The organism is Ensifer adhaerens, assembly GCF_002007205.1.
GTDB classification, from domain to species: Bacteria; Pseudomonadota; Alphaproteobacteria; order Rhizobiales; family Rhizobiaceae; genus Ensifer; species Ensifer adhaerens_D.
This window is the reverse complement of record NZ_LAZS01000014.1, coordinates 252,715-276,872: the sequence shown is the minus strand read 5'-3', so window position 1 is coordinate 276,872 and position 24,158 is coordinate 252,715. Positions and strand designations below refer to the sequence as shown.

Below are 24,158 nucleotides of genomic sequence, written 5' to 3'. Positions count from 1 at the left end.
TGCCAGTCTGCTGGCATTAGGCACGAAAAACTGAGGAAACGTCCCATGAGCAATCCCTCCATCGTGATCGCCAGCGCCGCCCGCACCGCGGTCGGATCCTTCAACGGCGCCTTCGGCAATACGCCGGCGCACGAGCTCGGCGCCGCCGTCATCAAGGGTGTGCTCGAGCGCGCAGGCGTCGAAGCCGGTGAGATCGACGAGGTGATCCTCGGCCAGGTGCTGCAGGCAGGCGAGGGCCAGAACCCGGCGCGCCAGGCCGCCATGAAGGCCGGCGTTCCTCAGGAAAAGACCGCCTGGGGCATGAACCAGCTTTGCGGTTCGGGTCTTCGCGCCGTGGCCCTCGGCATGCAGCAGATTGCAACCGGTGATGCGGAGATCATTGTTGCCGGCGGCATGGAATCGATGTCGATGGCGCCGCATTGCTCGCATCTTCGCGGCGGCGTGAAGATGGGCGATTTCAAGATGATCGACACGATGATCAAGGATGGCCTGACCGACGCCTTCTACGGCTACCATATGGGGATCACCGCCGAAAACGTCGCCCGCCAGTGGCAGCTCAGCCGCGAGGAGCAGGATGCGTTTGCGCTCGCCTCGCAGAACAAGGCCGAAGCCGCCCAGAAGGCCGGGCGTTTTGCCGACGAGATCATTCCCTTCATCGTCAAGGGCCGCAAGGGCGACGTCACCGTCGACCAGGACGAATACATCCGTCATGGCGCAACGCTCGACCAGATGACGAAGCTGCGTCCCGCCTTCGACAAGGAAGGCACGGTGACGGCCGGCAATGCCTCCGGCCTCAATGACGGCGCCGCCGCCACGCTGCTGATGACCGAGGCGCAGGCCTCCAAGCGCGGCATCCAGCCGCTCGCCCGCATCGTGTCCTGGGCAACCGCCGGCGTCGATCCGCAGGTCATGGGCACCGGCCCGATCCCGGCTTCGCGAAAGGCGCTGGCGAAAGCCGGCTGGGCGATCGGCGACGTCGAACTGGTCGAAGCCAACGAGGCCTTCGCCGCCCAGGCCTGCGCCGTCAACAAGGATCTCGGCTGGGATCCGTCGATCGTCAACGTCAATGGCGGCGCCATCGCCATCGGCCATCCGATCGGCGCGTCCGGCGCCCGCGTGCTCAACACGCTGCTCTTCGAAATGAAGCGCCGCGGCGTTTCCAAGGGGCTTGCAACGCTCTGCATCGGCGGCGGCATGGGCGTCGCCATGTGCGTCGAACGGCTCTGATCGGTTTGGCGGCATGAACAGCGCCAGGTGGGTTCCGTTTTCCCTCTTTCTGGCCGGTTCGCCGATCGTTTCCGCACATGCCAATCCCGCGCCTCTTAACGAGGCGCGGCTGGTTCAGTGCATGCTGGAACATACGACCCTAGATGAAGAGGTCGTTTTCAAGGATGTCATGGTTGCGGCCCTGAACGACGACAGCCGAGCGCTGGAGACGTCGTTGGAGCAGCTCAGCACAGTGATGATGGTTCTCGCGCTGGAGAAGTGCGAGGTGGGATTGCCTGCGCTCTCGACGCCGCAGTTCCAGGCGGCCGCGGGGCAATACGGACAGCAGATCGGCGAAAAGCTGATGAAGAAGGCCTTTGAAAAACTGAACTGATCAAGTGGGAGGCGTGCATGAGCAGGGTAGCATTGGTCACGGGTGGGTCGCGCGGCATTGGCGCTGCAATTTCCATCGCACTCAAGAATGCCGGCTACAAGGTGGCTGCCAACTATGCCGGCAATGACGAGAAGGCGCAGGCCTTCAAGCAGGAAACCGGCATCCCGGTCTACAAGTGGGACGTTTCCAGCTACCAGGCCTGTGCGGACGGTATTGCCAAGGTCGAAGCCGATCTCGGCCCGGTCGAGGTGCTGGTCAACAATGCCGGCATTACCCGCGATGCGATGTTTCACAAGATGACGCCGGAACAATGGGGCGAGGTGATCGGCACCAACCTCACCGGTCTCTTCAACATGACGCATCCGCTCTGGTCGGCCATGCGCGACCGCGGTTTTGGCCGCGTCATCAACATCTCGTCGATCAACGGTCAGAAGGGGCAGATGGGCCAGGCCAACTATTCGGCGGCCAAGGCCGGCGATCTCGGCTTCACCAAGGCGCTCGCCCAGGAAGGGGCCGCCAAGGGCATCACCGTCAACGCCATCTGCCCGGGCTATATCGGCACGGAGATGGTGCGGGCGGTGCCGGAGAAGGTGCTGAACGAACGTATCATCCCGCAGATCCCGGTCGGCCGCCTCGGCGAGCCGGAGGAAATCGCCCGCTGCGTGGTGTTCCTTGCCTCCGACGACGCCGGCTTCATCACCGGCTCGACGATTTCGGCCAATGGCGGGCAGTTTTTCGTCTGAGCTCCTGCCCTCACCAGCGCTTTTGAGCGGCGTCCTTCGGGGCGCCGTTTTTCATGCGGAGCATAGAGCAGGTGCGCGCGTTTCTCGCTGCCGAACTTGCCGGGTTGTGCTTGAAAGTCTGTTGTCGGGAAGGGGCGTAGACACTACATCTTGTGGAGAACAAATGCGGAATGATGCGCGGCCAACGAGTCGCTGTCAGATGTTCGCGCGTTGGTCGCGGCGGCAATATGCGATTCCCATTCTCTCCGCCGGTCGATTCACCCACGAAATTCGTCAAAATTTTCCAGGCATTCCAGAGTCTTGGATTCCGAATCCTTGGGGTTTTCCGCCGGCAAGACCGGGGCTGTCGATGCGGGTCCCGGATCGTTTTGTGCAGAATCATTGGCGGATTCAGCATGTGGTGCAACGTTGGGTGTTGAAATCTATATGTAGTCGTGAACATACAGTGAATCGTGAAGAGTCTTCGATTCGTCGCCGATTCGTTCCATGGCTGTTCCGAATCCGATTGCGCCAACCACAACAGGTGGTGCAGGGGATCGAGGGCGCGCCGTCGAGAAGTTTTAGTTGTCGGCGCCCCTTGCGTTTGGCTCGGTGCGTGGGCATGTGTTTGCCGCCAGCGTGAAAAGACGCTGCCGAAGTTTCTGAATGCCCGGGATCGATGACGTGTCCGTTCACCCCATGATCCTGAGCGGCCGCGGCGTAACTGCGGTGCTCGGGCCCACCAATACCGGCAAGACGCACTACGCGATCGAGCGCATGATTGCGCACGACAGCGGCGTCATCGGCCTGCCGCTGCGGCTGCTTGCGCGCGAGGTCTATACGCGCCTCGTCGAAAAGGTCGGTCATCACAACGTCGCGCTGATCACCGGCGAGGAGAAAATCACCCCGCATCGCGCCCGCTATTCGGTCTGCACCGTCGAGGCGATGCCGCGTGAAACGACGGCGTCCTTCGTCGCGATCGACGAGGTGCAGCTTGCGGGCGACCTCGAGCGTGGGCACATCTTCACCGACCGGATCCTGCACCTGCGCGGTCGCGGCGAGACGCTGCTCCTTGGCGCGGGAACGATGCGGCCGATCCTCGAGCAACTCCTGCCCGGCATCACCGTCGTCGAGCGGCCGCGCATGTCGCAACTGCTCTATGCCGGTTCGAAGAAGATCACCCGCCTGCCGCACCGCTCGGCGATCGTCGCCTTTTCGGCCGACGAGGTCTATGCGATCGCCGAACTGATCCGCCGCCAGCGCGGTGGGGCGGCCGTCGTCCTCGGCGCGCTTTCGCCGCGTACGCGCAATGCTCAGGTGGCGCTCTACCAGGAAGGCGACGTCGAGTACCTGGTCGCGACCGACGCGATCGGCATGGGCCTCAATCTCGATGTCGACCACGTCGCCTTCGCGCAGGACCGCAAGTTCGACGGCTACCAGTTCCGCAATCTGAACCCGGCCGAACTGGCGCAGATTGCCGGCCGTGCCGGCCGCCATCTGCGCGACGGCACCTTTGGCGTGACGGGGCGTGTCGACCCTTTCGACAACGAACTTGTCCACCGTATCGAGGCGCATCAGTTCGATCCTGTCAAAGTACTTCAGTGGCGTTCGAAGGCGTTCGACTATTCTTCGATCCCGGCGCTGAAGAAAAGTCTCGATGCGGCGCCGACGGTTCCGGGCCTCGCCCGGGCGCTACCTGCGGTAGACCAACAAGCGTTCGAGCATTTGACCCGCTATCCGGAAGTGATCGACATCACAACCAATGCCGAGCGCGTGGAAAAGCTGTGGGAAGCCTGTGCTTTGCCCGATTATCGGCGCATAACGCCGGCACAGCATGCCGATCTGATCTCGACGCTCTATGCGGATCTCGTTCGCCGCGGCACGGTAAACGAAGATTTCATGGCCGAACAGGTTCGGCGCGCCGATCATACGGATGGTGAGATCGACACACTTTCGGCGCGAATCGCGCAGATCAGGACATGGACTTATGTGTCGAACCGGCCGGGATGGCTGGCCGATCCGACACACTGGCAAGAAAAGACGCGGGAAATTGAAGATCGATTATCCGACGCACTACATGAACGGTTGACGAAACGCTTTGTTGATCGCAGGACATCTGTGCTCATGAAGCGCCTGAGAGAGAATGCTATGCTGGAAGCTGAAATCAGTGTGAATGGTGATGTCTTCGTCGAAGGCCACCACGTAGGACAACTAACCGGTTTCCGGTTTACGCTGGCGACCGGCGGCGACGGTCCGGATGCCAAGGCGGTGCAGGGTGCAGCGCAGAAGGCGCTGGCGCTCGAGTTCGAAGCGCGGGCGGCACGTCTGCATGCTTCCGGAAACAACGACCTGGCGCTTTCGTCGGATGGTCTCGTGCGTTGGCTCGGCGACCCCGTCGCCCGTCTCGCGGCAAGCGACCACGTCATGCGCCCGCGGGTCATCCTGCTGGCCGACGAACAGCTGCAGGCGAACGCCCGCGAGCATGTTCTGGCGCGCATCGAGCGTTTCGTGAACCATCACATCGGCACGGTCCTGAAGCCGCTCGACGATATCTCGCGCGCCGAGGACCTCGAAGGTCTCGCCAAGGGTCTGGCCTTCCAGCTCGTCGAGAACCTGGGCGTGCTCTTCCGCCGCGATGTCGCGGACGACGTCAAGTCGCTCGACCAGGACGGTCGCGCCTCGATCCGCAAATACGGCGTTCGCTTCGGCGCCTACCACATCTTCCTGCCGGCGCTCCTGAAGCCGGCTCCGGCCGAACTCATCACGCTTCTCTGGGCGCTGAAGAACGACGGTCTGGACAAGGCCGGCTACGGCGACCTCATCCCGATGCTCGCCGCCGGCCGCACGTCTGTCGTCACCGATCCGTCGTTCGAGCGGACCTTCTACAAGCTCGCCGGCTTCCGTTTCCTCGGAAAGCGGGCGGTGCGCATCGACATTCTCGAGCGCCTGGCTGATCTCATCCGGCCGCTGTTGCAGTGGAAGCCCGGCGCGCAGCCGCGCCCGGAAGGCGCCTATGACGGCCGCCGCTTCACCGCGACGACGTCGATGCTCTCGATCCTTGGTGCGACACCCGACGATATGGAAGAGATCCTGAAGGGTCTCGGCTATCGCGCCGACAGCGTGAAGGCCGAGGAGGCCCAGGCCTTCCTCGCCGGCCAGGACGGCGCCGCAGCCGTTGCTGCCGCCTCTTCCGAGCCGGTCGCCGTCGTCGATGATGCCGATGCCGGTGACGGCGCGGCGGAAGCCGAAAGCGCAGCCGCCGAGGCGCCCGCTGCAGAGGCCGAGAAGGCCGAAGGTGATGTCGTCGTTGCGGCGAGCGAGGCACAGCAGGTCGAACCGCCGGCAGCCGAGGACGGCGAACCGGTCGAAGCCAAGCCCGTTCTGCTCTGGCGTCCGGGCACCCGCCAGGACAACCAGCGCCAGGGCGGCGGCCGTCACCAGGGCGACCAGCGTCGCGGCGGCCAGCGCCAGGGGCACGGTCAGGGACAGGGTCGTGAAGAAGGTCGCGATGCCGGTCGCAAGGGCGGGCAGCAGGCGCGCGGCAAGCGCCATGACGGTGGCAAGCCGGAAGGCGGGCCGCGCCAGGAACGCGGTGATCGTCATGATCGTCACGACCGCGGCGGCAAGCCTGGCCAGGGCAAGTTCGAGGCGCGTCCGCCGCGTCGCGAAAAGCCGGTCGATCCGGATTCGCCCTTCGCCAAGCTCGCTGCGCTCAAGGAGCAGATGAAGAAGTAAGACAGGTCATGGAAAAACAGCCAGCGTCCAACCCGGCATCGCGCCAGCGTCTCGACAAGTGGCTGTTTTTCACGCGGCTGATCAAATCCCGGTCGCTTGCGCAAAAGGCGATCGAGGATGGTCGCGTCGCGGTCAACGACCAGCGCGTGACGCAGTCTTCGTTTCAGGTGAAGACAGGTGACGTTCTTGCACTTTCATTGGACCGGCGCGACCAGATCGTGCGGGTGCTTGGCCCGGGCGAGCGGCGCGGTCCCTACGAGGAAGCGCGGCTGCTTTACGACGATCTCACGCCGGAGCAGCCGAAGGAGAAATTGTCGGCCTACGATCTCGCCACGCGCGACCGCGGTGCGGGACGGCCGACGAAGAAGGAGCGACGGGAAACCGATCGGCTGAAATCCGATTTCGATCGGCGCGAGGACTGAAGCGCGCCGCAATCTCCCGGATCCGCTCATTGCGCTCAGACTTTTGTTTTTTCGCTAGGCCTACCGCAAAACCGCTCTCCACATTTGCGCGCCACGCTTTAGAAAACTCTGCCTTTGCTGCGCCTTTTCGCGCATTGAATATTCTTGCAAAGGGTCCATAAAGCCTTTACCTGACAGACCCACGTTGGGTGCATCGGGTTTGCTTCGGCAGCTATGCGCGCCGGACATTCCTAGCATGCGGCAGACGACGAGCATCACCATTGATTGCCGTCTGCCATCAAACGTGAGCATTGGCTGGAGTACCTCATGACGTATGTCGTGACCGACAATTGCATTCGCTGCAAGTATATGGACTGTGTCGAAGTCTGCCCCGTGGACTGCTTCTATGAGGGAGAGAATTTCCTCGTCATCCATCCTGACGAGTGCATCGACTGTGGCGTTTGCGAACCGGAATGTCCTGCCGAGGCGATCAAGCCGGATACCGAGCCGGGTCTTGATATGTGGCTGAAACTGAACGCTGATTTCGCCTCCAAGTGGCCGAACATCACGGTCAAGCGCGACCCGATGCCGGAAGCCAAGGAGATGGATGGCATCGAAGGCAAGTACGAGAAGTTCTTCTCGACGGAGCCCGGTCAGGGCGACTGAGGCGGAACGGCTCCGACCGTTCGCCAGGGCTGACGCAGCGAAAGCGACCTCGAGCGCCAAACTTGGGGAAAACACGCACTGCGCTCGCAGTTGCGAGAATGGTGGCTTGATGGCTGCCATGCAGCAAATTATTGATTTCGGCACTTTTTTGTGATAGGTTCCTTCTACTGATCCACAGAGGGTGTTTTTGCGCGCCCGAAAACCATCACGAAAGCAAACGATCTCCAAAACGCGGTTCTCCCTAGTACGCAACATGGCGTTGCTCTGTTGTGACCGCATTTCATGAGGCTGTTTGCATTCCTTGGAAGGACCAGGATGTACCCACCCGGCGGTATCCCCGTCTATCCCGGGCCTCACTGACCCGGCCCCGGCCAGAATGGCCGGCGCGAAACAGGGAGTTTTTGAAACGAATGACGACCCAGCAGAAAAAATCTTCGACACGCCAGGGCTTCAAGACCGGTGAATCGATCGTCTATCCGGCCCACGGCGTTGGCCAGATTGTGGCGATCGAAGAACAGGAAGTCGCCGGCATGAAGCTTGAGCTTTTTGTCATCGATTTCGAGAAAGACAAGATGCGCCTGAAAGTGCCGGTGGCCAAGGCCGTCAGCATCGGCATGCGTAAGCTGTCCGAAACCGATTTCGTCGATCGCGCGTTGAAGGTTGTGCAGGGCAAGGCCCGCGTGAAGCGCACCATGTGGTCGCGCCGCGCCCAGGAATACGATGCCAAGATCAATTCCGGCGACCTGATTTCCATCGCGGAAGTCGTGCGCGATCTCTACCGCGCCGAAAACCAGCCGGAACAGTCCTATTCCGAACGCCAGCTCTATGAAGCTGCCCTCGACCGCATGGCGCGCGAGATCGCTGCCGTCAACAAGATGTCGGAAACCGAAGCTGTCCGCCTCGTCGAGACCAATCTCAGCAAGGGTCCGAAGCGCGGCAAGGCAATCGACGAAGACGACGCTCAGGACGAAGCCGCATAAGCTGTCCGCTCATACTGAGACTATCAAAAAGCCCGGCCATCGCGCCGGGCTTTTTCTTTGATCGCATGGAACTTTTGCCGTCTGGGCGCATTTATATTGGCCGGCAGAAATGCGCCGCTTTCGCGCCGGGCGATCTTGGTTCTGTGCTCCGTCACCGTTCAGGTTCGTAACGTCGAAGTTAGGGCGCCGCGTCGTTTCTTCAAGTTTTGACGTCGCGGTGCTGAGACGCCCCTGCTGCCGGACACCTCAGCCGTTCGGCCTTTTGGACTTCACACGCAATGGCGCCCGGGCGCCAGTCACGGAGTGATCGATGAAGACTCTCACTGCAGACCGGCGGATGATCAAGATCGCCATGGAGGCGCCCTATCTCGAGCGCGACGAGGAACATAAGCTGGCGCAAGCTTGGCGAAACGACAACGATCAGGAAGCCCGCAACAAGATCGCCATGTCGCACATGCGCCTGGTGATCTCAATGGCCGCAAAGTTTCGCAATTTCGGACTGCCGATGGGCGATCTCGTGCAGGAAGGCCATATCGGCCTTCTGGAGGCGGCCGCCCGTTTCGAGCCGAGCCGCGAGGTTCGCTTCTCGACCTACGCCACCTGGTGGATCCGGGCGTCGATGCAGGACTATGTGCTGCGCAACTGGTCGATCGTTCGCGGCGGCACGAGTTCGGCGCAAAAGGCCCTGTTCTTCAACCTCCGGCGCCTTCGCGCCCGGCTCGCCCAGGGGGACAGGCAGCTTACATCGCAGGCTATGCATGAGGAGATCGCCGCCGCCCTCGGCGTCAGCATCGCCGACGTGCAAACGATGGATGCACGGCTCTCCGGAAGCGACACCTCACTGCAGGCGCCGGTCGGGGGCAACGATTCCGACGGCGGCGAAAGGCTGGATTTCCTCGCCAGCGACGCGCCGTTACCGGACGAGCAGGTGAGCGACATGATCGACGGCGAGCGGGCCCGCGTCTGGCTCCGCGATGCGCTGGGTGCGCTGACGGAGCGCGAGATGCGCATCATCCGCGCAAGGCGGCTTACCGAAGAGGGGGCGACACTCGAAGAGCTCGGCCTCGATCTCGGCATTTCCAAGGAGCGCGTGCGGCAGATCGAAACCCGGGCGCTGGAAAAGCTTCGGGCGGCCCTGGCGACGAGAGCGCCGGCACTGACCGCGGGCATTCATTGAACGCCTGCCGCCTCGCCGGGGTTTCTTCGTAGGCTTGCCATTTGCGCCATGTGGCAGCCGAACCCGTTCGTCGATGTGGTCATGACGACCGGGACTGCGGGTTCCTCAGGGGGCGCGCACAGGCGTCCAGCAACGCGGCTGCCCGGTGGAGGGGCGGCACATCCGCTTGCGCAATCGACAGCGCCTGAACGGCGCTTGCCGCCAGTCTATTCGGAAACGATCTTCACCCTGTCGCCCGGCTTCACCGTCGAACTGACCTGCATCGCATTGATCACCCGGAAAAGGTCGAGCTTGCGGTCCGTGCCCATCATGCGGGCCGACAATGTGGTGATCGTGTCGCCGGGCCTGACCGTGACCACCCGGATCCGCAGCGGCTTCAGCGATTGCGTTTCCGTAGGCGTCATGCGGCGGAACGAGCTGCGCAACTCGTTCGCGGTCGGCTCGAGCGCGTTCGACCCCTTGGGCACGGCGGTCAGGAAGCGGTAGATCCGCGTATCGATCCGGATGACCGTCACGTCGAAGTCCCAACGGTCGGCCGAGGCGCGGGCGGTTGCGGCTTCCAGGCCGTTGACGCTGATCTGCCTGATCGTGTCCGGCTTCAGGCCCGTAACCCAACCGCTGGCGATATAGTCCGTCAGGCTCCGGCCGCCCGTGTCGGCCACGCCGTCGAAGCGCACGGCAATGTCGCCGGCGCCGGTCGCCAGCACCGCTTCCGCCTTGTTGTCGATCTGGAACCCGGCGGGCACATCGAAGCGGATGCCGAGCTGGCCATGCAGGAAGGTCTGGCCGCGCACATAGCCTTCCTGCGGGCTGTCGCCATAGAGCAGGCCGTCGATGCCGGCGAGATAATAATCGCGGCCGCGGTCGCCGCTGGTGCCTTCCGGACCGAAGGCGCGGGCATGCCGGCGTGCGAGATCGACGCGCTGCGGCGCGTTCGGGTGGCTCGACAGGAAGTCGAGGCTCTGGTCGGATTCCGGATCGACGGCCGTGAAGCGGCTATAGGCGGCCATCGAATCGAGAAAGCGGGCCGCAGCATAAGGGTCGTAGCCGGCTTCGCCGAGCATGCGCACGCCGATCACGTCGGCCTGGAGTTCCTGGTTGCGGGAAAACGCCGCGAGCCTCAGCTTGCCGCGGGCGAGCGCCTGCTTGCCGGCGATATCGGAGGACAGGACTTCGGAGACCACCCGGCTGGCGATCACTTCCGCTTCTTCGCGCTGCTGGCGCTCGATGCCGTGGTTGGCGGTGACGTGGGCCATCTCGTGCGAGAGCACTGCCGCGACCTCGGAGGCGTCGTTGGCAAGCGCCAGCAGGCCGCGGGTGACATAGAGATAGCCGCCGGGCAGCGCGAAGGCGTTGATCGCCGGCGAGTTCAGGATGGTGATGCGGTAGGACTGCTGCGGGTTCTCCGAGACCGCCGTCAGCGCGCCGGTGATGCGCGCGACCAGCCGCTCGGTCTTGGCGTCCTTGTATTCGCCGCCGTAGCTGGCAACAATGCGCGGATGCTCGCGCGCGCCCATCTGCGCCCGCGGATCGTTCTTCTGGACTTCCTCGACGATCTGCGGATTGGACGAGGGCGAAACGGTCGGCTCGTAGGTCTGTTCGATCACGGATTGGCATGCGGAGAGAAGCGTCGTCGCAAGCAGTGCAACCACGGCGCGTCCACGCAGCCGTCCGCCCTTCGGCGGGAACCGGTCGTGTGTGACTGTATGCCTCTCCATGCCTCAGCCCGTTTCCCGTCCGCCGCCCCGCCCGTATCCTGCGGGAAAGTGGAGCGACAGCGTTGAAAGTCCTACTTTTTCAGCCCGGCAGCGTTGCTCTGCCGCGACCTCTCGATCCTGGTCTTGCTGTATCTGATTTCAGCGCCACCTGCCTAGTTTGTCCCGGTAGAAATAGTTGCCCCGTGGTATCACGGCAACGGATGCGCGAATATTCGCACCCTGCCGGATATTTCGCGCGTCGCATGGCGCCGCGGTCAAATTGTGGCAATCGGCCGAGGGCGCAGAGAATCCGGCCCGTAGCCTCAAGCATTACCGAGAAAGCGGTCGATCGCCGCATTGTCCCGCCGCTCCAGAAAGCGGTCGAGGGTGTCGTTTGCAATGATACGCCCCCGGTCGAGAAAAAGCACGCTATCGGCCAATGCCTTCACGTCTTCGGGATGGTGCGTGATCATCAGGATCGTCTTGCGTTCCTCCGCGTGCAGCTCACGCAGGAGCGTGCGCATGCCGGCGCGCATCCCGGGATCGAGCGCTGCGAAGGGTTCATCAAGCAGCAGCAGTGGCCGGTTCCGCACGAGCGCACGGGCGAGCGCGACCCGTTGGCGCTCGCCGCCCGAAAGCGTCGGCGGCAGCCGTTTGCCGAAGCCTACGAGCCCGACGCGGCGTAGCGCCTCTTCGATCCTCCGGCGGTCGAGCGCGGTCAGCCGAAGCGCCGGGTCGATGCCGAGGCCGATGTTGGTTTCGACGTCGAGATGCGCAAAGAGATTGTTGTCCTGGAAGATCATCGAGACCGGTCGTTCCGACGGCGCCCGGTCGGCGACGTTCTCGCCGAGGATGCGGATCTCGCCGCGATCGGGATCCTCGAACCCGGCGATGAGGTGCAGCAGCGTCGATTTGCCGGAGCCGGAGGCGCCGGCAACGGCGACGATGCCGCCGGCGGCGATGGCGCAATCGAAGTTGAGCGCGGCCGTTTCGAAACGGACCTCGACATCGCGCAATTCTATCGCAGGGGCGGGATGGGTCATGCTTTGCCTTCCCGCCGGCGGCCGTTTTCGGCCGTGCCGAGGATGGTGAAGATCAGGCAGAGAAGCCCGAGGAAAAGGGCGAGGCCGGCGGCGTCGGCGGTGCGGTAGCTGCCCATGCGGCTATAGAGCAGCCAGGGCAGCGTCACCATGTCTTGGCTGCCAAAGAGGGCGACGGCGCCGAGGTCGCCGAGCGACAGCGCCATGGCGAAGGAAAGTGCCATCAGCAGAGGCTTGCGGAGTGCCGGAAAGTCGATCCATCGCAGGCGATCAAATCCACGGATGCCAAGGCTTGCCGTCAGCCGTCCGGACCGGGCCGCGTGGGTCGCCATTGCAGGCGCGAGGATGCGATGGACGAAGGGCAGCGCCATCAGCGCGTTGATCGCAACGACGATGGCAGGCGCAAAGCGCGCGACGTCGCCAAAGGGGCGAAGGAGCAGGAACCAGCCGGCGCCAAGCACCACCGGCGGCACAAGCAGGATCAGCGAGGTGCTGGCGGCGATGGCGCCGGCAAAGCCGCGGGCGAGCGACGTCGTGTGACGCGGCGCGGTGGCGGTTGCCGCCGCCCGGATCATCACGGCTGCCATGGTGACGGAGGCGAGTGCCGAGGCGAGCGCGATTGCCGCACTTGTCAGCAGCGCCCGGTGCACTGCCGGATCGCGGGCGAGCTTCAACAGATCGGCTTCGAGACCGGAGATGAGAACCGCGACCAGCGGCGCGGCGAGAAACAGAAAAGCAATGGTGATCCAGGCGCCATCACTGACGCGCGAGATCCTTGACATGCCGTCGAAGCGACGCACTGTGTGACCACCGGTCATGCCCTCTTCCGGCTCGGTCGCCAGGTGACGGAGCAGGAGCAGCAGCAGGCCGGTCATGGTGATCTGCAGGGCCGACAATGCGATGGCGCGCGGCGGATCGAAATCGAAGCGCAGCGCCTGGTAGATCGCCACCTCGATGGTGCTGGCCGCGGGGCCGCCGCCAAGCGTCAGCACCAGGGTAAAGCTGGTGGCGCAGAGCATGAAGACCAGGCCGGCGGCACCCGGAAGGAGGCCGCGCAGGACAGGCCATTCGATGAAGCGGAAGAGCGCGCGCGATGGCATGCCGAGATTGGCGGCACTGCGCCAATACTCGGCGGGTATGCGCTCGAGCCCGGCCAAAAACAGGCGCGCCGCAAGCGGCATGTTGAAGAAGACATGCGCGAGCAGGATGCCGAACAGACCGTAGATGCTGACCGGCTGGGCAAGACCGAGCCACCGCAGGCCGGAATTGAGGAAGCCCTGGCGCCCCCAGATCTCGATCAAGCCAAGCGCGCCGACAAGCACGGGCAGGCCGAGCGGCAGCGCCATCAACCGCAACAGCCAGATACGACCGAAGAATTGCGGCCGCCGCGCCAGCGCCCGGGCGACGGGGATGGCGAAAAGCACCGACAGAAGCGTCGAGAGGGTCGCCTGCAGCAGCGTGAAGCGGGTGACGCGCCAGATATAGGCGTCGAACAGCGCATCGTCGCTCGCGCCGCCGGTCTGGCTCAGCAAGGCGACGATCGCAAGGCCGACGAAAAGGACGAAGGCGCCGAGGCAGGCTGCCCCGGCGACCACTGTCATGCGGTTTTCGCGCAGTGCGAACAATCCGGCCTCAGTTCTTGCTCATGGCGGCGAGCCATTCGTCGATCCAGGCCTTGCGGTTCTTCGCCACGTCCTCCGAGGGCAGGAGGAAGGTGTTTTCCGGCTTGACCAGCTTGTTGAAGGCGTCCGGCAGCGGCTCCGTGGTCGCTGCGACCGGCATCATCCAGTTCGTCGTCGGGATGATCGACTGGAAGTCCGGACCGGTCATGAAGGCGAGGAACTGCTTTGCCAGTTCCGGCTCCTTGGCGTTCCTGGTCATGCCGGCGACTTCGATCTGGATGTAGTGCCCTTCGGAAAAGGCGGCCGCCTGGTAACGCTCGGTGTTTTCGGCGACCATGTGGTAGGCGGGCGAGGTGGTGTAGGAAAGCACCATCGGCGCCTCGCCCTTGGTGAAGAGGCCATAGGCTTCCGACCAGCCGGGGGTGACGGTCAGAACGCGGTCTTTCAGTTTCGTCCAGGCGGCACCCGCCTCGTCGCCATAGACGGCCTTGACCCAGAGCAGGAGGCCGAGGCCCGGCGTCGACGTACGCGGATCCTCGATGACGATCTTCTGCGACGGATCGCCTTCTACCAGCTCCTTCAGGCTCTTCGGCGGCGTCTTCAGCGTCTCGGTGTCGTAGACGACGGCGAAGTGGCCGTAGTCGTAGGGCAGGAACGTGTCATCGGAAAAATTGCCGGGCACCGTAAGGCCGGTTGCCTCGATGCCGTGCGGTGCGAAGAAACCGGTGGCCTTGGCTTCAGCGACGAGGTTGGTGTCGAGGCCAAGCACGATATCGGCCTTGGAAGCCGTGCCTTCGAGCTTCAGGCGGGTCAGCAGCTCGACGCCGTCGGCGACGCCGACATAGTTGACCTTGCATTCGCAGGTCTTCTCGAAGGCTTCCGCCACCTTGGCGCCCGGACCCCATTCGGTGATGAAGCTTTCATAGGTGTAGACGGTCAGCGTCTTGTCGGCCGCGGAAGCAACGCCGACAAAAGCCAGGCTTGCGGCCGTAGCAAGAGCTAGCCGGCTAAACAATTTGAGTTGCGATGAATTGGACATGGCGAGCACCTCTCTCCCAAAGTTCGTTGTTGCATGGGAAAAGGGCGTATCGATCCGATCGCGTCTAATCCCTCCGCCGGTATGAGCCGGATCAGGTTCCGCGGGTTGGCGTTGTGACGCCTCTCAGCCTCCGGCCGCCATGCGGTCGGGAGGCACCCCGTTAGAGCGGCAAGAGATTTACCGCCGCGTTGGTTCCATGGCAAGCAATGTTTGCGTCTGTGACGCATCGCGCATCGGGCGTTCCCGCTCACCGGCAATTGCGTTATGACATCATGGCAAGCAACCGTGAGGAGGCCGCGATGCCCGATATGCTCGTTCGACTGTATGCCCTGCCGGCCAAGCCGCAGTCGCGGCTCGGTGCAGGCATCAGCATCCGCCGCGCCATGGCGCCGGAGCGCCGCCTGGTCGTCTCCTGGATCGAAGAGAGCTTCGGCGCCGGTTGGGCCGGCGAGGCGGAGGCTGCCTTCTCCTCGACCCCGACGCGAATGCACATCGCGGTGCAGGACGACAGGGTCGTTGGCTTTGCCTGCCACGACGTCACCGCGCTCGGCTTCTTCGGCCCGACCGGTGTTGATGAGCGCATGCGCGGGCAGGGTATCGGCGAGGCGTTGCTGCTTGCGAGCCTTAGGGCGATGCGCGAGGCCGGCTACGGCTATGCCGTCATCGGCGGCGTCGGGCCGGCGAAGTTTTACGAGCGGATGGTCGCCGCCATCGAGATTCCGGAATCGACCCCCGGCATTTATGCCGGCATGCTTTTTCCCGATCCGGTGCCGGAAGGCCACTGACGGTCTCCGCAAAATCTCGAGATCCGGTCGTCCGACGGTTTTCTTCGTTTTCCTTCGGCGGTCCTTTGCGCTATGGGCTTTGCCATGGCTCGATCGACCTTCACCATACTGCTTGGCGGCGCCCTTTCGTCGACCGACCGGCTGACACACCAGCTGGCCGGAAGTCGCTTTGTCGCGGCTGATGGCGGCATGCGCCATGCCCGTTTGCTCGGCATCGTGCCGGATGTGTGGGTCGGTGATTTCGACTCGACCGAGGAGGCCCTTCTTTCGGAATACGCCTCCGTCCCGCGCGAACCCTATCCGGCGGCAAAGGCGGCGACCGACGGCGAGATCGCGGTCGAGGCCGCCTTGTCGCGCGGCGCCGACCACCTCATCTTTGCAGGCGCGCTTGGCGGCACCCGCAGTGACCATGCGTTCCTGCACCTGCTGCAGGCCGTTGCCCTTGCCGAACGCGGCCTTTCCGTGTTGATGACCTCGGGCGAAGAAGAGGCCTATCCGCTGCTGGCCGGTACGCTTGATCTCGACCTGCCCAAGGGTTGTCTCTTCTCGGTGCTCGGGTTGACCGAGCTGACCGGTCTTTCGATCGTCAATGCGCGCTATCCGCTCGACGATTTCACCTTGCCGTTCGGCTCGTCCCGAACCGTGTCCAACGTTGCGGAGGGTCCCCTTCGCTTCTCTCTCAAGAGCGGCCGCGCCATCGTGCTCGCCCGCCCCTATGATCTTTCCGGAGCCTGAGCCTTGGCGCCTCCCATTCTGAAACTCGACGACATCTTCCTCACCTTCGGCGGCGCGCCCCTTCTGGCCGGGGCCAACCTGCAGGTGGAGCCGGGCGACCGCATCTGCCTGGTCGGCCGCAACGGCTCGGGCAAGTCGACGCTGATGAAGATCGCCGCGGGGCTTGCCGAGGCGCAGTCGGGCGAGGTCTTCCGTCATCCTTCGGCGACCATCCGCTATCTGCATCAGGCGCCGGATTTCGACGGTTACGACACGGTTCAGGCCTATGCCGAGGCGGGCCTTGGCCCGAGCGACGATCCCTATCGCGTTGCCTACCTGCTGCAGCATCTCGGCCTGACCGGCGAAGAGGACCCGAAGCGGCTTTCCGGCGGCGAGGCGCGCCGGGCCGCGCTTGCCCGCGTCATGGCGCCGGAGCCGGACATTCTCCTGCTTGACGAACCGACCAACCATCTCGACCTGCCGACGATCGAGTGGCTCGAAGACGAACTCACCCGCAGCCGTTCGGCGCTGGTGCTGATCTCGCACGACCGGCGCTTCCTGGAGAAGGTATCGACCGCGACCGTCTGGCTCGACCGCGGCCAGTCGCGCCGGCTCGACCGCGGTTTTGCCCATTTCGAGGCCTGGCGCGACGAGGTGCTGGAGGCGGAAGAACTGGAGCAGCACAAGCTCGGCAAGGCGATCGAGCGCGAGGAACACTGGCTGCGCTATGGTGTGACCGCGCGACGCAAGCGCAACATGCGCCGCCTCGGTGAGTTGCAGACCATGCGGGCGACCTATCGCGGCCACAAGGGGCCGCAGGGGACCGTGCAGGCGACGGCCGCCGACGCCAAGGAATCCGGCAAGCTGGTGATCGAGGCTGAGAAGATCACCAAGGCCTATGGCGAGCGCACCATCGTCGCGCCGTTCTCGATCCGCGTGCATCGTGGCGACCGCATCGGCCTCGTCGGCCCGAACGGCGCCGGCAAGACGACGCTGTTGAAAATGCTGACGGGGCAGATCGAGCCGGACGCCGGCACGGTGAAGCTCGGCACCAATCTCGAAATCGCGACGCTCGACCAGAAGCGCGAAGACCTCAATCTCGACGACACGCTGGCGCATTACCTGACCGACGGGCGCGGCGACAACCTGCTCGTCAATGGCGAGCAGCGCCACGTCACCGGCTACATGAAGGACTTCCTGTTCCAGCCGGAGCAGGCGCGCACCCCGATCCGTGAACTCTCGGGCGGCGAGCGCGCGCGGCTGATGCTGGCGCGCATCCTTTCGCGGGCGACGAACCTTCTGATCCTCGACGAGCCGACCAACGACCTCGACATCGAGACACTCGACCTCCTGCAGGAGATTGTCGCCGGCTTTGCCGGAACGGTTATCCTCGTCAGCCACGATCGCGACTTCCTCGACCGCACCGTCACTTCGACGATCGCGCCGGCGAACCCGGAGGCGCCGGATGGACGCTGGATCGAATATGCCGGCGGCTATACCGACATGATGGCGCAGCGCAAGGGCGCGATCGAAGAGAAGCGCAAGGCCGAGAAGGCGGAAAAAGCCAAGGCGGACGCAGCCGCACCCGCTGCCGAAGCGCCCAAGGCCGCCAAGGGCAAGCTTTCCTACAAGCAGAAATTCGCGCTCGAAAACCTGCCGAAGGAGATCGCCAAGGCGGAGGCCGAGGCGGCCAAGCGCGAAGAAAAGATGGCGGACCCAGATCTTTTCACAAAAGATCCAAATGCTTTTGCGAAACTCGCCAAGGAACTTGAGAAACTGCGTGCTGATCTCGCCCGCATGGAAGAGGAATGGCTGGAGCTCGAGATGCTGCGCGAGGAGCTCGAGGGCTGAGGCGCGACCACGACGGTTACGCGCGTGGATGCGCGGTAATACGTTGAATCCTTGCAGGTTTTACCGTTAAACTGGTAAAGGAAAGATGGCGTCTCGCGTTGAACGTTTGCAGAGGGTATGATAAGTAAAACTTATTATACCATTTGTGAACGATCGCGATGCCCTTCAAGCTTGAATCCGAAACCATTGGAATGCTTCTGACCGATGTCTCGCGCCTATTGCGCGGGGCCTTCGACCGCAAGGTCAATGCCATGGATCTGGGCATCACGCCCGGCGAGGCACGCACCCTGATCCAGGTGGCGCTCACCGAAGGCATCAAGCAGGCCGAAATCGCCACGCGCATGGGCATCGAGCCGATGACGCTGTCGGCCTATCTCGACCGGCTGGAAGCGACCGGGCTCGTCGCCCGCGTTCAGGATCCGGCCGATCGCCGCGCCAAGAACGTGGTGATCACCGAAAAGGCCGGTCCGCTGCTCAACGAACTGATGACCGGGCTGCGCGAAATGATGAATGCCTATACAGAAGGGCTCGACGCGGAAGCGCGCGCGCTTCTCTGCTCCAACCTGCGCATCCTGCGCGACAACCTGCGTCATCTCGATCCGTGCGTAGCCGGAAAAGAAACAACAGCCGAGAAGGCCGAAGTCCGGGTCGGAGCCGCGCAATGACGCGCCGCATGAGCGAGCGGCGCACGAGCATCATCGGCGCGTTCCTTGTGGCGCTCGGTCCCGTTTCCATGGCGCTCTATACGCCGGCGATGCCCGAACTGGTGCGTGCCTTCTCCTCCAGCGAAGCGGCGATCAAGATGACGCTGTCGCTTTATTTTGCCGGTTTCGCCTTTGCCCAGCTCGTCTCCGGTACGCTCTCCGACGTGATCGGTCGCCGCCGGGCGACTCTGATCTTCATGGCGATCTACCTCGTCGGCAGCCTGATGGCGGCCTTTGCGCCTTCGGTTGCAGTGCTGCTCGCCGGCCGGCTTGTTCAGGGCATTGGCGCTTCCGTCGGCATGACGGTGGCGCGGGCGATCGTGCGCGACCAGTTCACCGGGACCGAAGCCGCACGCATCATGAACATGATCGGCATGATGCTGGCGTTGGGGCCGGCCTTTTCGCCGACGCTCGGCGGCCTGGCGCTCGGGCTCTTCGGCTGGCAGTCGATCTTTTTCCTGATGGTCGGCTTTGCCGCCATGGCTTGCCTCACCGTGCACTTCTTCATGGCGGAGACCGCGACGCCCGATCCGACCAAAGGGCATCTGAAACCGATCCTTGCAGCCTATCGTTCGCTTCTCAGCGACAGCCGCTTTATCTCGTCCACCCTCGTCATTGCCGGTGCCGTCGGTGCGCTCTACGCCTGGGCGACGATGCTGCCCTTCGTGCTGATCAACGAAGTGGGACTGACGCCGACCGAATTCGGCGTCGGCATGCTGATGCAGTCCGGCCTGTTCTTTTCGGGTGCTGTGACCGTGCGGCTGCTGCTGCGCCGTTTTACGCCGCAGGCGCTCGTGCCGGTCGGTCTCGTCTTCATCGGCGCGGCCAGCCTGATGCTCGCCTATAGCATGCACCTGATTTTGCCGAGCTTTCTCTCGGTCATGCTGCCGATCGGCATCTATTCCTTCGGCATCGCCTTCGTCATGCCCTACATGATGACCGCGGCGATGGCGCCGTTTCCCGAGATCGCCGGCACGGCCTCGGCGATGATGGGTTTCGTCCAGATGGGCGCAGGCCTGGTCGGCGGCGCAATCGCCGCTGCGACCGGTGTTCCGGTGCTGGCGCTCGGCACGATCATTCCATGCTTCGGGCTCGTCTGTATCGTGAGCTACGTCTGGTATCGCCGCACCGTTCGCTCGGAACTGCTCGCCGTGCCGGTCAAGGATCCGCTATCGGAAGCGGCGGAGTAGAACGCCGCGCGGAAAAGGGATGGATACCCCTTCGGCCCTGCATACGAAAAAGCCTCCGCGAGCGGGTCGCGGAGGCTTTCTTTTTAAGCTGTCGTCGTCTTAGCGGTTGCGCGCGGCCAGCGTGCGCAGGCGCAGCGCGTTGAGCTTGATGAAGCCGGCGGCGTCCTTCTGATCATAGGCGCCCTGGTCGTCCTCGAAGGTGACCAGCTTGTCGGAATACAGCGACTTGTCGCTCTCGCGGCCGATGACCATGACATTGCCCTTGTAGAGCTTCAGCGTCACTTCGCCTTCGACATGCTCCTGGCTCTTGTCGATCGCGGCCTGCAGCATCTCGCGCTCCGGCGAGAACCAGAAGCCGTAATAGATCAGCTCGGCGTAGCGCGGCATCAGCTCGTCCTTGAGGTGGGCCGCGCCCCGGTCGAGCGTGATGCTCTCGATCGCACGGTGCGCGGAGAGCAGGATCGTACCGCCGGGGGTTTCGTAGACGCCGCGCGACTTCATGCCGACGAAGCGGTTCTCGACGAGATCGAGGCGACCGATGCCGTTGTCGCGGCCGTATTCGTTGAGCTTGGCAAGCAGGGTTGCCGGCGACAGGCGCACGCCGTTGATCGAAACGGCGTCACCGCGCTCGAAGCCGACCTTGATGACGGTCGCCTGGTCGGGAGCGGCTTCCGGCGAAATCGTGCGCATGTGCACGTACTCAGGGGCTTCGAGGGCCGGATCTTCGAGAACCTTGCCCTCGGAGGACGAGTGCAGCAGGTTGGCGTCGACGGAGAACGGCGCTTCGCCCTTCTTGTCCTTGGCAACCGGGATCTGGTGCTTTTCGGCAAATTCGAGCAGGTCGGTGCGGCTCTTGAATGACCAGTCGCGCCACGGGGCGATGATCTTGATGTCCGGGTTCAGCGCATAGGCCGAAAGCTCGAAGCGAACCTGGTCGTTGCCCTTGCCGGTGGCGCCATGGGCGATCGCGTCTGCGCCGGTCTTCTTGGCGATGTCGATCAGGTGCTTGGAGATCAGCGGGCGGGCGATCGAAGTGCCGAGCAGGTAGACGCCTTCATAGACGGCATTAGCGCGGAACATCGGGAAGACGAAATCCTTGACGAATTCCTCGCGGACGTCCTCGATGTAGATCTCCTTGATGCCGAGCATCTCGGCCTTCTTGCGGGCCGGCTCGAGCTCTTCGCCCTGGCCGAGGTCGGCGGTGAAGGTGACGACTTCCGCGCCGAGTTCGGTCTGCAGCCACTTCAGGATGATCGAGGTGTCGAGACCGCCCGAATAGGCGAGAACGACCTTTTTCACGTCTTTATGCGATGCCATGGTTTCCGTCCGTCTGGTCTTGGGGGAGGGCGGCGATGCCGCGTGCAAATCTGCGGCACTTTAGCCAGAACCTGCTGGGATACAAGCATTAGAACGCCAGATGTCGCGAATCCGTTGGCAAAAGCGCGGGCGCGGGATTAGGGGAGATGAACCTATGCCGAGGAAACGACGATGGACTTCATCCCCAGCCTGCCAACCCTCCTGACCTTTGCGCCCGCGACGCTGCTCCTGGCGGCTACGCCCGGCCCGGACATGACGCTGTCGATCAGCCGGGCGCTCGCGCAGGGCAAGAAGGCCGCACTCTTTGTCGTGCTGGGCACCAGCTTCGGCATTGTGGTCCATACGCTGCTCGTCGCCTTCGGTATCTCGGCGCTGATCACCGCCTCGCCCACGGCCTTCACGATCCTCAAGACCGGTGGTGCCGCCTATCTGCTCTGGCTCGCAGTGCAGGCAATCCGCTTCGGCTCGAGCATTTCCGTCCAGAAGGTCGAGGCGACGGAAGGCAAGGCCCTTGCGAACATCTCCGCGGGCTTCTGGGTGAACCTGTTGAACCCCAAGGTCATCATCTTCTTCATGACCTTCCTGCCGCAGTTCGTCAGCGCCGATGATCCTTCGGTTACCGGCAAGCTCCTGTTCCTTGGCCTGTTCTTCATTGCGATCGGCATGCCGGTCAACATGCTGGTGGTCTTCACCGCCGATTGGCTTGCCTCCTGGCTGCAGCGCAACAAGGGCGTAATGCGGGCGCTCGACTTCAGCTTCGCTGGGGTCTTCTCGGTGTTTGCGGTGAAGATTTTCATGACGACGTCGCGGTAGGCCGAAGGCTTCGCCCCTCATCTGCCTGCCGGCATCTTCTCCCCGCAGGCGGGGAGAAGAACAAGCGCCTCATCGTCGGCGCCCAATGGCCACCGTTGCAGTGGCCCTGAAGCGCAGTAGTGACCCGCCAATCGCTGGCTATGCGATCCGCAGATATGTTCTGATCACGGTGCGGCATGCGTTCTTCTCCCCGTGTCTACGGGGAGAAGATGCCGGCAGGCAGATGAGGGGCAACCTCGAAGGCCGAAGTAGGAGGCGCCGATCAGCCGATCAGCAGCGCATCGTCGTCGAGCGTCTGGCCGCGGATGCGGCGGAACATGGCGATCAGGTCCTCGACCTGCAGTTCCTTGCGGCTGTCGCCGGCGACGTCGAGAACGATCTCGCCGCCGTGCAGCATGATGGTGCGGTGGCCGTAGTCGAGCGCCTGGCGCATCGAGTGTGTCACCATCATCGTCGTGAGCTTGCGCTCGGAGACGATCTTCTGCGTCAGGTTCATCACGAACTCGGCCATGCCCGGGTCGAGTGCTGCCGTGTGCTCGTCGAGCAGCAGCACTTCGGAGCCGGCAAGCGTCGCCATGACCAGCGAGACCGCCTGGCGTTGGCCGCCCGAAAGCAGGTCCATGCGATCGCCCATGCGGTTTTCAAGCCCGAGATTGAGCTCGGCGATGCGCGCTCGGAAATGCTCGCGGCGCTTGGGACCGAGCGCGGCAACAAGGCCACGCGCCTCGCCGCGCTTGGCGGCAAGCGCCAGGTTCTCCTCGATCGACAGCGCACCGCAGCTCCCGGTCAGCGGATCCTGGAAGACGCGGGCGACGAGGCCGGCGCGTGCGGCAGTCCCTTTGCGGGTGACATCGGTCTTGCCGATCGTCACCTGTCCGGCGCTCGGCAGCACGTCGCCGGCGAGCACGCCGAGCAGCGTCGACTTGCCGGCGCCGTTGGAGCCGATGACGGTGACGAAGGAGCCCTGCTCGATCGTCAGGTCGACGCCGTTCAGCGCCTGCTTCTGCAGCGGCGTACCCTTGCCGAAGATGACCTGGATGTTGTTGACGCTGATCATGCCGCACCTCCGCGACGAAGACGGGGAAGGACGAGGGCGAAGGTAACGAGCGCCGCGGTGACGAAGTTGAGGTCGGAGGCCTGCAGCCCGAGCATGTCAGTCGACAGCGCCAGCTGAATCGCGATGCGGTAGAGGATCGAGCCGAGCACGCAGCCGATCAGCGCGATCAGAATACCGCGGGCGCCGAGCAGCGTCTCGCCGATGATGACGGCTGCAAGACCGACGACGATGGTGCCGACGCCCGAGGTGACGTCGGCAAAGCCGTTGGTCTGGGCAAAGAGCGCGCCACCGAAGGCGACCAGCGCGTTGGAGATCGCCATGCCCAGATAGATCTGGCGGTTGGTGTCGACGCCTTGCGCGCGGGCCATGCGGGCATTGGCGCCGGTGGCGCGCATCGCAAGGCCGGCATCGCTTTCAAGGAAACGCCAGACGACGATGACGGCGATGACGACGAGCACGCCGATGAACAGCGGCCGGACGTAGAAGTCGCGAAGGCCGAGGCCGTAGAAGGGTGACAGCATCGTGTCGGCGTTGATCAGCGCGACGTTCGGCTTGCCCATGACGCGCAGGTTGACCGAGAACAGCGCAATCATCGTCAGGATCGACGCAAGCAGGTTGAGGATCTTGAAGCGTACGTTGAGCATCGCCGTGACGATGCCGGCCGCAGCGCCTGCGACCATCGCCACGCAGGCGGCAAGCCACGGGTTGACGCCGGCGATGATCAGGACCGCGGTGACGGCCGCTCCGAGCGGAAACGACCCGTCGACGGTCAGATCGGGGAAATCGAGAACCCGGAATGCAAGAAAGACACCGACGGCGACGAAGGCATAGACCAGCCCCAGCTCCACGGCTCCCCAGAAAGCGATTAGACTCAACCCCAGACCCTCTTTTCTACCTGTCGCGCTTGGTTGTCCCTTATGTGCGCGACGCTCCCGCTTGGCACATTGCGCCATCCGTGACGGTGCAGGTGCGGCTCAGAACTTCGGAAGGCCCGGCATCGCAAGGATCCGGGGCCTCATAGCGAACCGCCCCCGTATGGAACGGAGGC

The 24,158-nt window shown here is 63.7% G+C and carries 21 protein-coding genes and 1 riboswitch; of the genes, 14 read left to right on the top strand and 7 right to left on the bottom strand.

The features are described from left to right. Positions 1-45 precede the first annotated feature (45 nt). From XB14_RS31550 to XB14_RS31515, 8 genes are all read left to right on the top strand, one after another. Positions 46-1,227, top strand: coding sequence for an acetyl-CoA C-acetyltransferase (locus XB14_RS31550; protein WP_077968363.1), 1,182 nt, complete (start codon positions 46-48; stop codon positions 1,225-1,227). Further along, complete coding sequence (locus tag XB14_RS31545; RefSeq protein ID WP_143348633.1) at positions 1,169-1,600, top strand: hypothetical protein; 432 nt, start codon at positions 1,169-1,171, stop codon at positions 1,598-1,600. Before XB14_RS31550 ends, XB14_RS31545 begins: the two co-directional genes overlap by 59 nt. 17 nt (positions 1,601-1,617) lie before the next feature. Then, positions 1,618-2,343 carry a beta-ketoacyl-ACP reductase gene (locus XB14_RS31540; RefSeq protein WP_077968353.1) on the top strand — a complete coding sequence of 242 codons (726 nt, stop codon included), beginning with the start codon at positions 1,618-1,620 and terminating at the stop codon, positions 2,341-2,343. A 645-nt stretch (positions 2,344-2,988) separates the two neighbouring features. Continuing rightward, a complete protein-coding gene (locus XB14_RS31535; protein WP_234804209.1) occupies positions 2,989-6,057 on the top strand; it encodes a helicase-related protein in 3,069 nt (1,022 codons plus the stop codon). 8 nt (positions 6,058-6,065) lie between these two features. Further along, entirely contained in the window at positions 6,066-6,479 is a 414-nt protein-coding gene (locus XB14_RS31530; protein WP_077968351.1) for an RNA-binding S4 domain-containing protein, read from the top strand. A 306-nt stretch (positions 6,480-6,785) separates the two neighbouring features. Continuing rightward, positions 6,786-7,124 (top strand): ferredoxin FdxA, encoded by a 339-nt coding sequence (gene fdxA / locus XB14_RS31525; protein ID WP_077968349.1) that lies wholly within the window; start codon positions 6,786-6,788, stop codon positions 7,122-7,124. Positions 7,125-7,534: 410 nt separating this feature from the next. Next, positions 7,535-8,104: a CarD family transcriptional regulator gene (locus tag XB14_RS31520; RefSeq protein WP_077968346.1), complete on the top strand. Its 570-nt coding sequence runs from the start codon at positions 7,535-7,537 to the stop codon at positions 8,102-8,104. A gap of 310 nt (positions 8,105-8,414) precedes the next feature. Beyond that, complete coding sequence (locus XB14_RS31515; RefSeq protein WP_077968344.1) at positions 8,415-9,281, top strand: RNA polymerase factor sigma-32; 867 nt, start codon at positions 8,415-8,417, stop codon at positions 9,279-9,281. Between the two features lie 206 nt (positions 9,282-9,487). Here XB14_RS31515 and XB14_RS31510 read toward each other — a convergent pair whose 3' ends face one another. The 4 genes from XB14_RS31510 to thiB form a co-directional block, all read right to left on the bottom strand. Then, complete coding sequence (locus tag XB14_RS31510) at positions 9,488-10,999, bottom strand: M48 family metalloprotease (RefSeq protein ID WP_077968343.1); 1,512 nt, start codon at positions 10,997-10,999, stop codon at positions 9,488-9,490. Positions 11,000-11,301: 302 nt separating this feature from the next. After that, positions 11,302-12,021 (bottom strand): thiamine ABC transporter ATP-binding protein, encoded by a 720-nt coding sequence (thiQ, locus tag XB14_RS31505; RefSeq protein ID WP_077968342.1) that lies wholly within the window; start codon positions 12,019-12,021, stop codon positions 11,302-11,304. After that, positions 12,018-13,619, bottom strand: a complete 1,602-nt coding sequence (gene thiP / locus XB14_RS31500) for a thiamine/thiamine pyrophosphate ABC transporter permease ThiP (RefSeq protein ID WP_077968695.1) — start codon at positions 13,617-13,619, stop codon at positions 12,018-12,020. The genes thiQ and thiP overlap by 4 nt, the downstream gene beginning before the upstream one ends. A 31-nt stretch (positions 13,620-13,650) precedes the next feature. Beyond that, positions 13,651-14,679, bottom strand: a complete 1,029-nt coding sequence (gene thiB, locus XB14_RS31495; protein ID WP_077968341.1) for a thiamine ABC transporter substrate binding subunit — start codon at positions 14,677-14,679, stop codon at positions 13,651-13,653. A gap of 51 nt (positions 14,680-14,730) precedes the next feature. Beyond that, positions 14,731-14,849, bottom strand: a riboswitch (TPP riboswitch). A gap of 129 nt (positions 14,850-14,978) precedes the next feature. On the opposite strand from thiB, the gene XB14_RS31490 reads away from it, so the two are divergent. The 5 genes from XB14_RS31490 to XB14_RS31470 all read left to right on the top strand — a co-directional run bounded on the left by XB14_RS31490 (position 14,979) and on the right by XB14_RS31470 (position 19,923). After that, entirely contained in the window at positions 14,979-15,464 is a 486-nt protein-coding gene (locus XB14_RS31490) for a GNAT family N-acetyltransferase (protein ID WP_077968694.1), read from the top strand. A gap of 84 nt (positions 15,465-15,548) precedes the next feature. After that, positions 15,549-16,199 carry a thiamine diphosphokinase gene (locus XB14_RS31485; RefSeq protein WP_077968693.1) on the top strand — a complete coding sequence of 217 codons (651 nt, stop codon included), beginning with the start codon at positions 15,549-15,551 and terminating at the stop codon, positions 16,197-16,199. 3 nt (positions 16,200-16,202) lie between these two features. Continuing rightward, the gene (locus tag XB14_RS31480) at positions 16,203-18,029 is read left to right on the top strand and encodes an ABC-F family ATP-binding cassette domain-containing protein (RefSeq protein WP_077968340.1); all 1,827 of its coding nucleotides are present in this window, start codon (positions 16,203-16,205) and stop codon (positions 18,027-18,029) included. A gap of 158 nt (positions 18,030-18,187) precedes the next feature. Further along, positions 18,188-18,694 (top strand): MarR family winged helix-turn-helix transcriptional regulator, encoded by a 507-nt coding sequence (locus XB14_RS31475; RefSeq protein WP_077968339.1) that lies wholly within the window; start codon positions 18,188-18,190, stop codon positions 18,692-18,694. Next, positions 18,691-19,923, top strand: a complete 1,233-nt coding sequence (locus XB14_RS31470) for a multidrug effflux MFS transporter (RefSeq protein WP_077968338.1) — start codon at positions 18,691-18,693, stop codon at positions 19,921-19,923. Before XB14_RS31475 ends, XB14_RS31470 begins: the two co-directional genes overlap by 4 nt. Positions 19,924-20,022: 99 nt before the next feature. Here XB14_RS31470 and XB14_RS31465 read toward each other — a convergent pair whose 3' ends face one another. Next, positions 20,023-21,240, bottom strand: coding sequence for an argininosuccinate synthase (locus XB14_RS31465; RefSeq protein ID WP_077968337.1), 1,218 nt, complete (start codon positions 21,238-21,240; stop codon positions 20,023-20,025). Positions 21,241-21,411: 171 nt separating this feature from the next. On the opposite strand from XB14_RS31465, the gene XB14_RS31460 reads away from it, so the two are divergent. Further along, a complete protein-coding gene (locus XB14_RS31460; RefSeq protein ID WP_077968336.1) occupies positions 21,412-22,053 on the top strand; it encodes a LysE family translocator in 642 nt (213 codons plus the stop codon). 262 nt (positions 22,054-22,315) lie between these two features. On the opposite strand, the gene XB14_RS31455 is transcribed toward XB14_RS31460, so the two are convergent. Together XB14_RS31455 and XB14_RS31450 are read right to left on the bottom strand one after the other, a co-directional pair. Next, positions 22,316-23,110: an ABC transporter ATP-binding protein gene (locus XB14_RS31455; protein WP_077968335.1), complete on the bottom strand. Its 795-nt coding sequence runs from the start codon at positions 23,108-23,110 to the stop codon at positions 22,316-22,318. Then, positions 23,107-23,985 carry an ABC transporter permease gene (locus XB14_RS31450; protein ID WP_057254900.1) on the bottom strand — a complete coding sequence of 293 codons (879 nt, stop codon included), beginning with the start codon at positions 23,983-23,985 and terminating at the stop codon, positions 23,107-23,109. Before XB14_RS31450 ends, XB14_RS31455 begins: the two co-directional genes overlap by 4 nt. Positions 23,986-24,158 lie beyond the last annotated feature (173 nt).

Bases quoted from the DNA above. Each gene is read 5' to 3' on its own strand.
- XB14_RS31550 (WP_077968363.1), top strand. From the start codon at position 46: ATGAGCAATCCCTCCATCGTGATCGCCAGCGCCGCCCGCACCGCGGTC.
- XB14_RS31540 (WP_077968353.1), top strand. From the start codon at position 1,618: ATGAGCAGGGTAGCATTGGTCACGGGTGGGTCGCGCGGCATTGGCGCT.
- XB14_RS31535 (WP_234804209.1), top strand. From the start codon at position 2,989: ATGCCCGGGATCGATGACGTGTCCGTTCACCCCATGATCCTGAGCGGC.
- XB14_RS31530 (WP_077968351.1), top strand. From the start codon at position 6,066: ATGGAAAAACAGCCAGCGTCCAACCCGGCATCGCGCCAGCGTCTCGAC.
- fdxA (WP_077968349.1), top strand. From the start codon at position 6,786: ATGACGTATGTCGTGACCGACAATTGCATTCGCTGCAAGTATATGGAC.
- XB14_RS31520 (WP_077968346.1), top strand. From the start codon at position 7,535: ATGACGACCCAGCAGAAAAAATCTTCGACACGCCAGGGCTTCAAGACC.
- XB14_RS31515 (WP_077968344.1), top strand. From the start codon at position 8,415: ATGAAGACTCTCACTGCAGACCGGCGGATGATCAAGATCGCCATGGAG.
- XB14_RS31510 (WP_077968343.1), bottom strand. From the start codon at position 10,999: ATGGAGAGGCATACAGTCACACACGACCGGTTCCCGCCGAAGGGCGGA.
- thiQ (WP_077968342.1), bottom strand. From the start codon at position 12,021: ATGACCCATCCCGCCCCTGCGATAGAATTGCGCGATGTCGAGGTCCGT.
- thiP (WP_077968695.1), bottom strand. From the start codon at position 13,619: ATGACAGTGGTCGCCGGGGCAGCCTGCCTCGGCGCCTTCGTCCTTTTC.
- thiB (WP_077968341.1), bottom strand. From the start codon at position 14,679: ATGTCCAATTCATCGCAACTCAAATTGTTTAGCCGGCTAGCTCTTGCT.
- XB14_RS31490 (WP_077968694.1), top strand. From the start codon at position 14,979: ATGCCCGATATGCTCGTTCGACTGTATGCCCTGCCGGCCAAGCCGCAG.
- XB14_RS31485 (WP_077968693.1), top strand. From the start codon at position 15,549: ATGGCTCGATCGACCTTCACCATACTGCTTGGCGGCGCCCTTTCGTCG.
- XB14_RS31475 (WP_077968339.1), top strand. From the start codon at position 18,188: ATGCCCTTCAAGCTTGAATCCGAAACCATTGGAATGCTTCTGACCGAT.
- XB14_RS31470 (WP_077968338.1), top strand. From the start codon at position 18,691: ATGACGCGCCGCATGAGCGAGCGGCGCACGAGCATCATCGGCGCGTTC.
- XB14_RS31465 (WP_077968337.1), bottom strand. From the start codon at position 21,240: ATGGCATCGCATAAAGACGTGAAAAAGGTCGTTCTCGCCTATTCGGGC.
- XB14_RS31460 (WP_077968336.1), top strand. From the start codon at position 21,412: ATGGACTTCATCCCCAGCCTGCCAACCCTCCTGACCTTTGCGCCCGCG.
- XB14_RS31455 (WP_077968335.1), bottom strand. From the start codon at position 23,110: ATGATCAGCGTCAACAACATCCAGGTCATCTTCGGCAAGGGTACGCCG.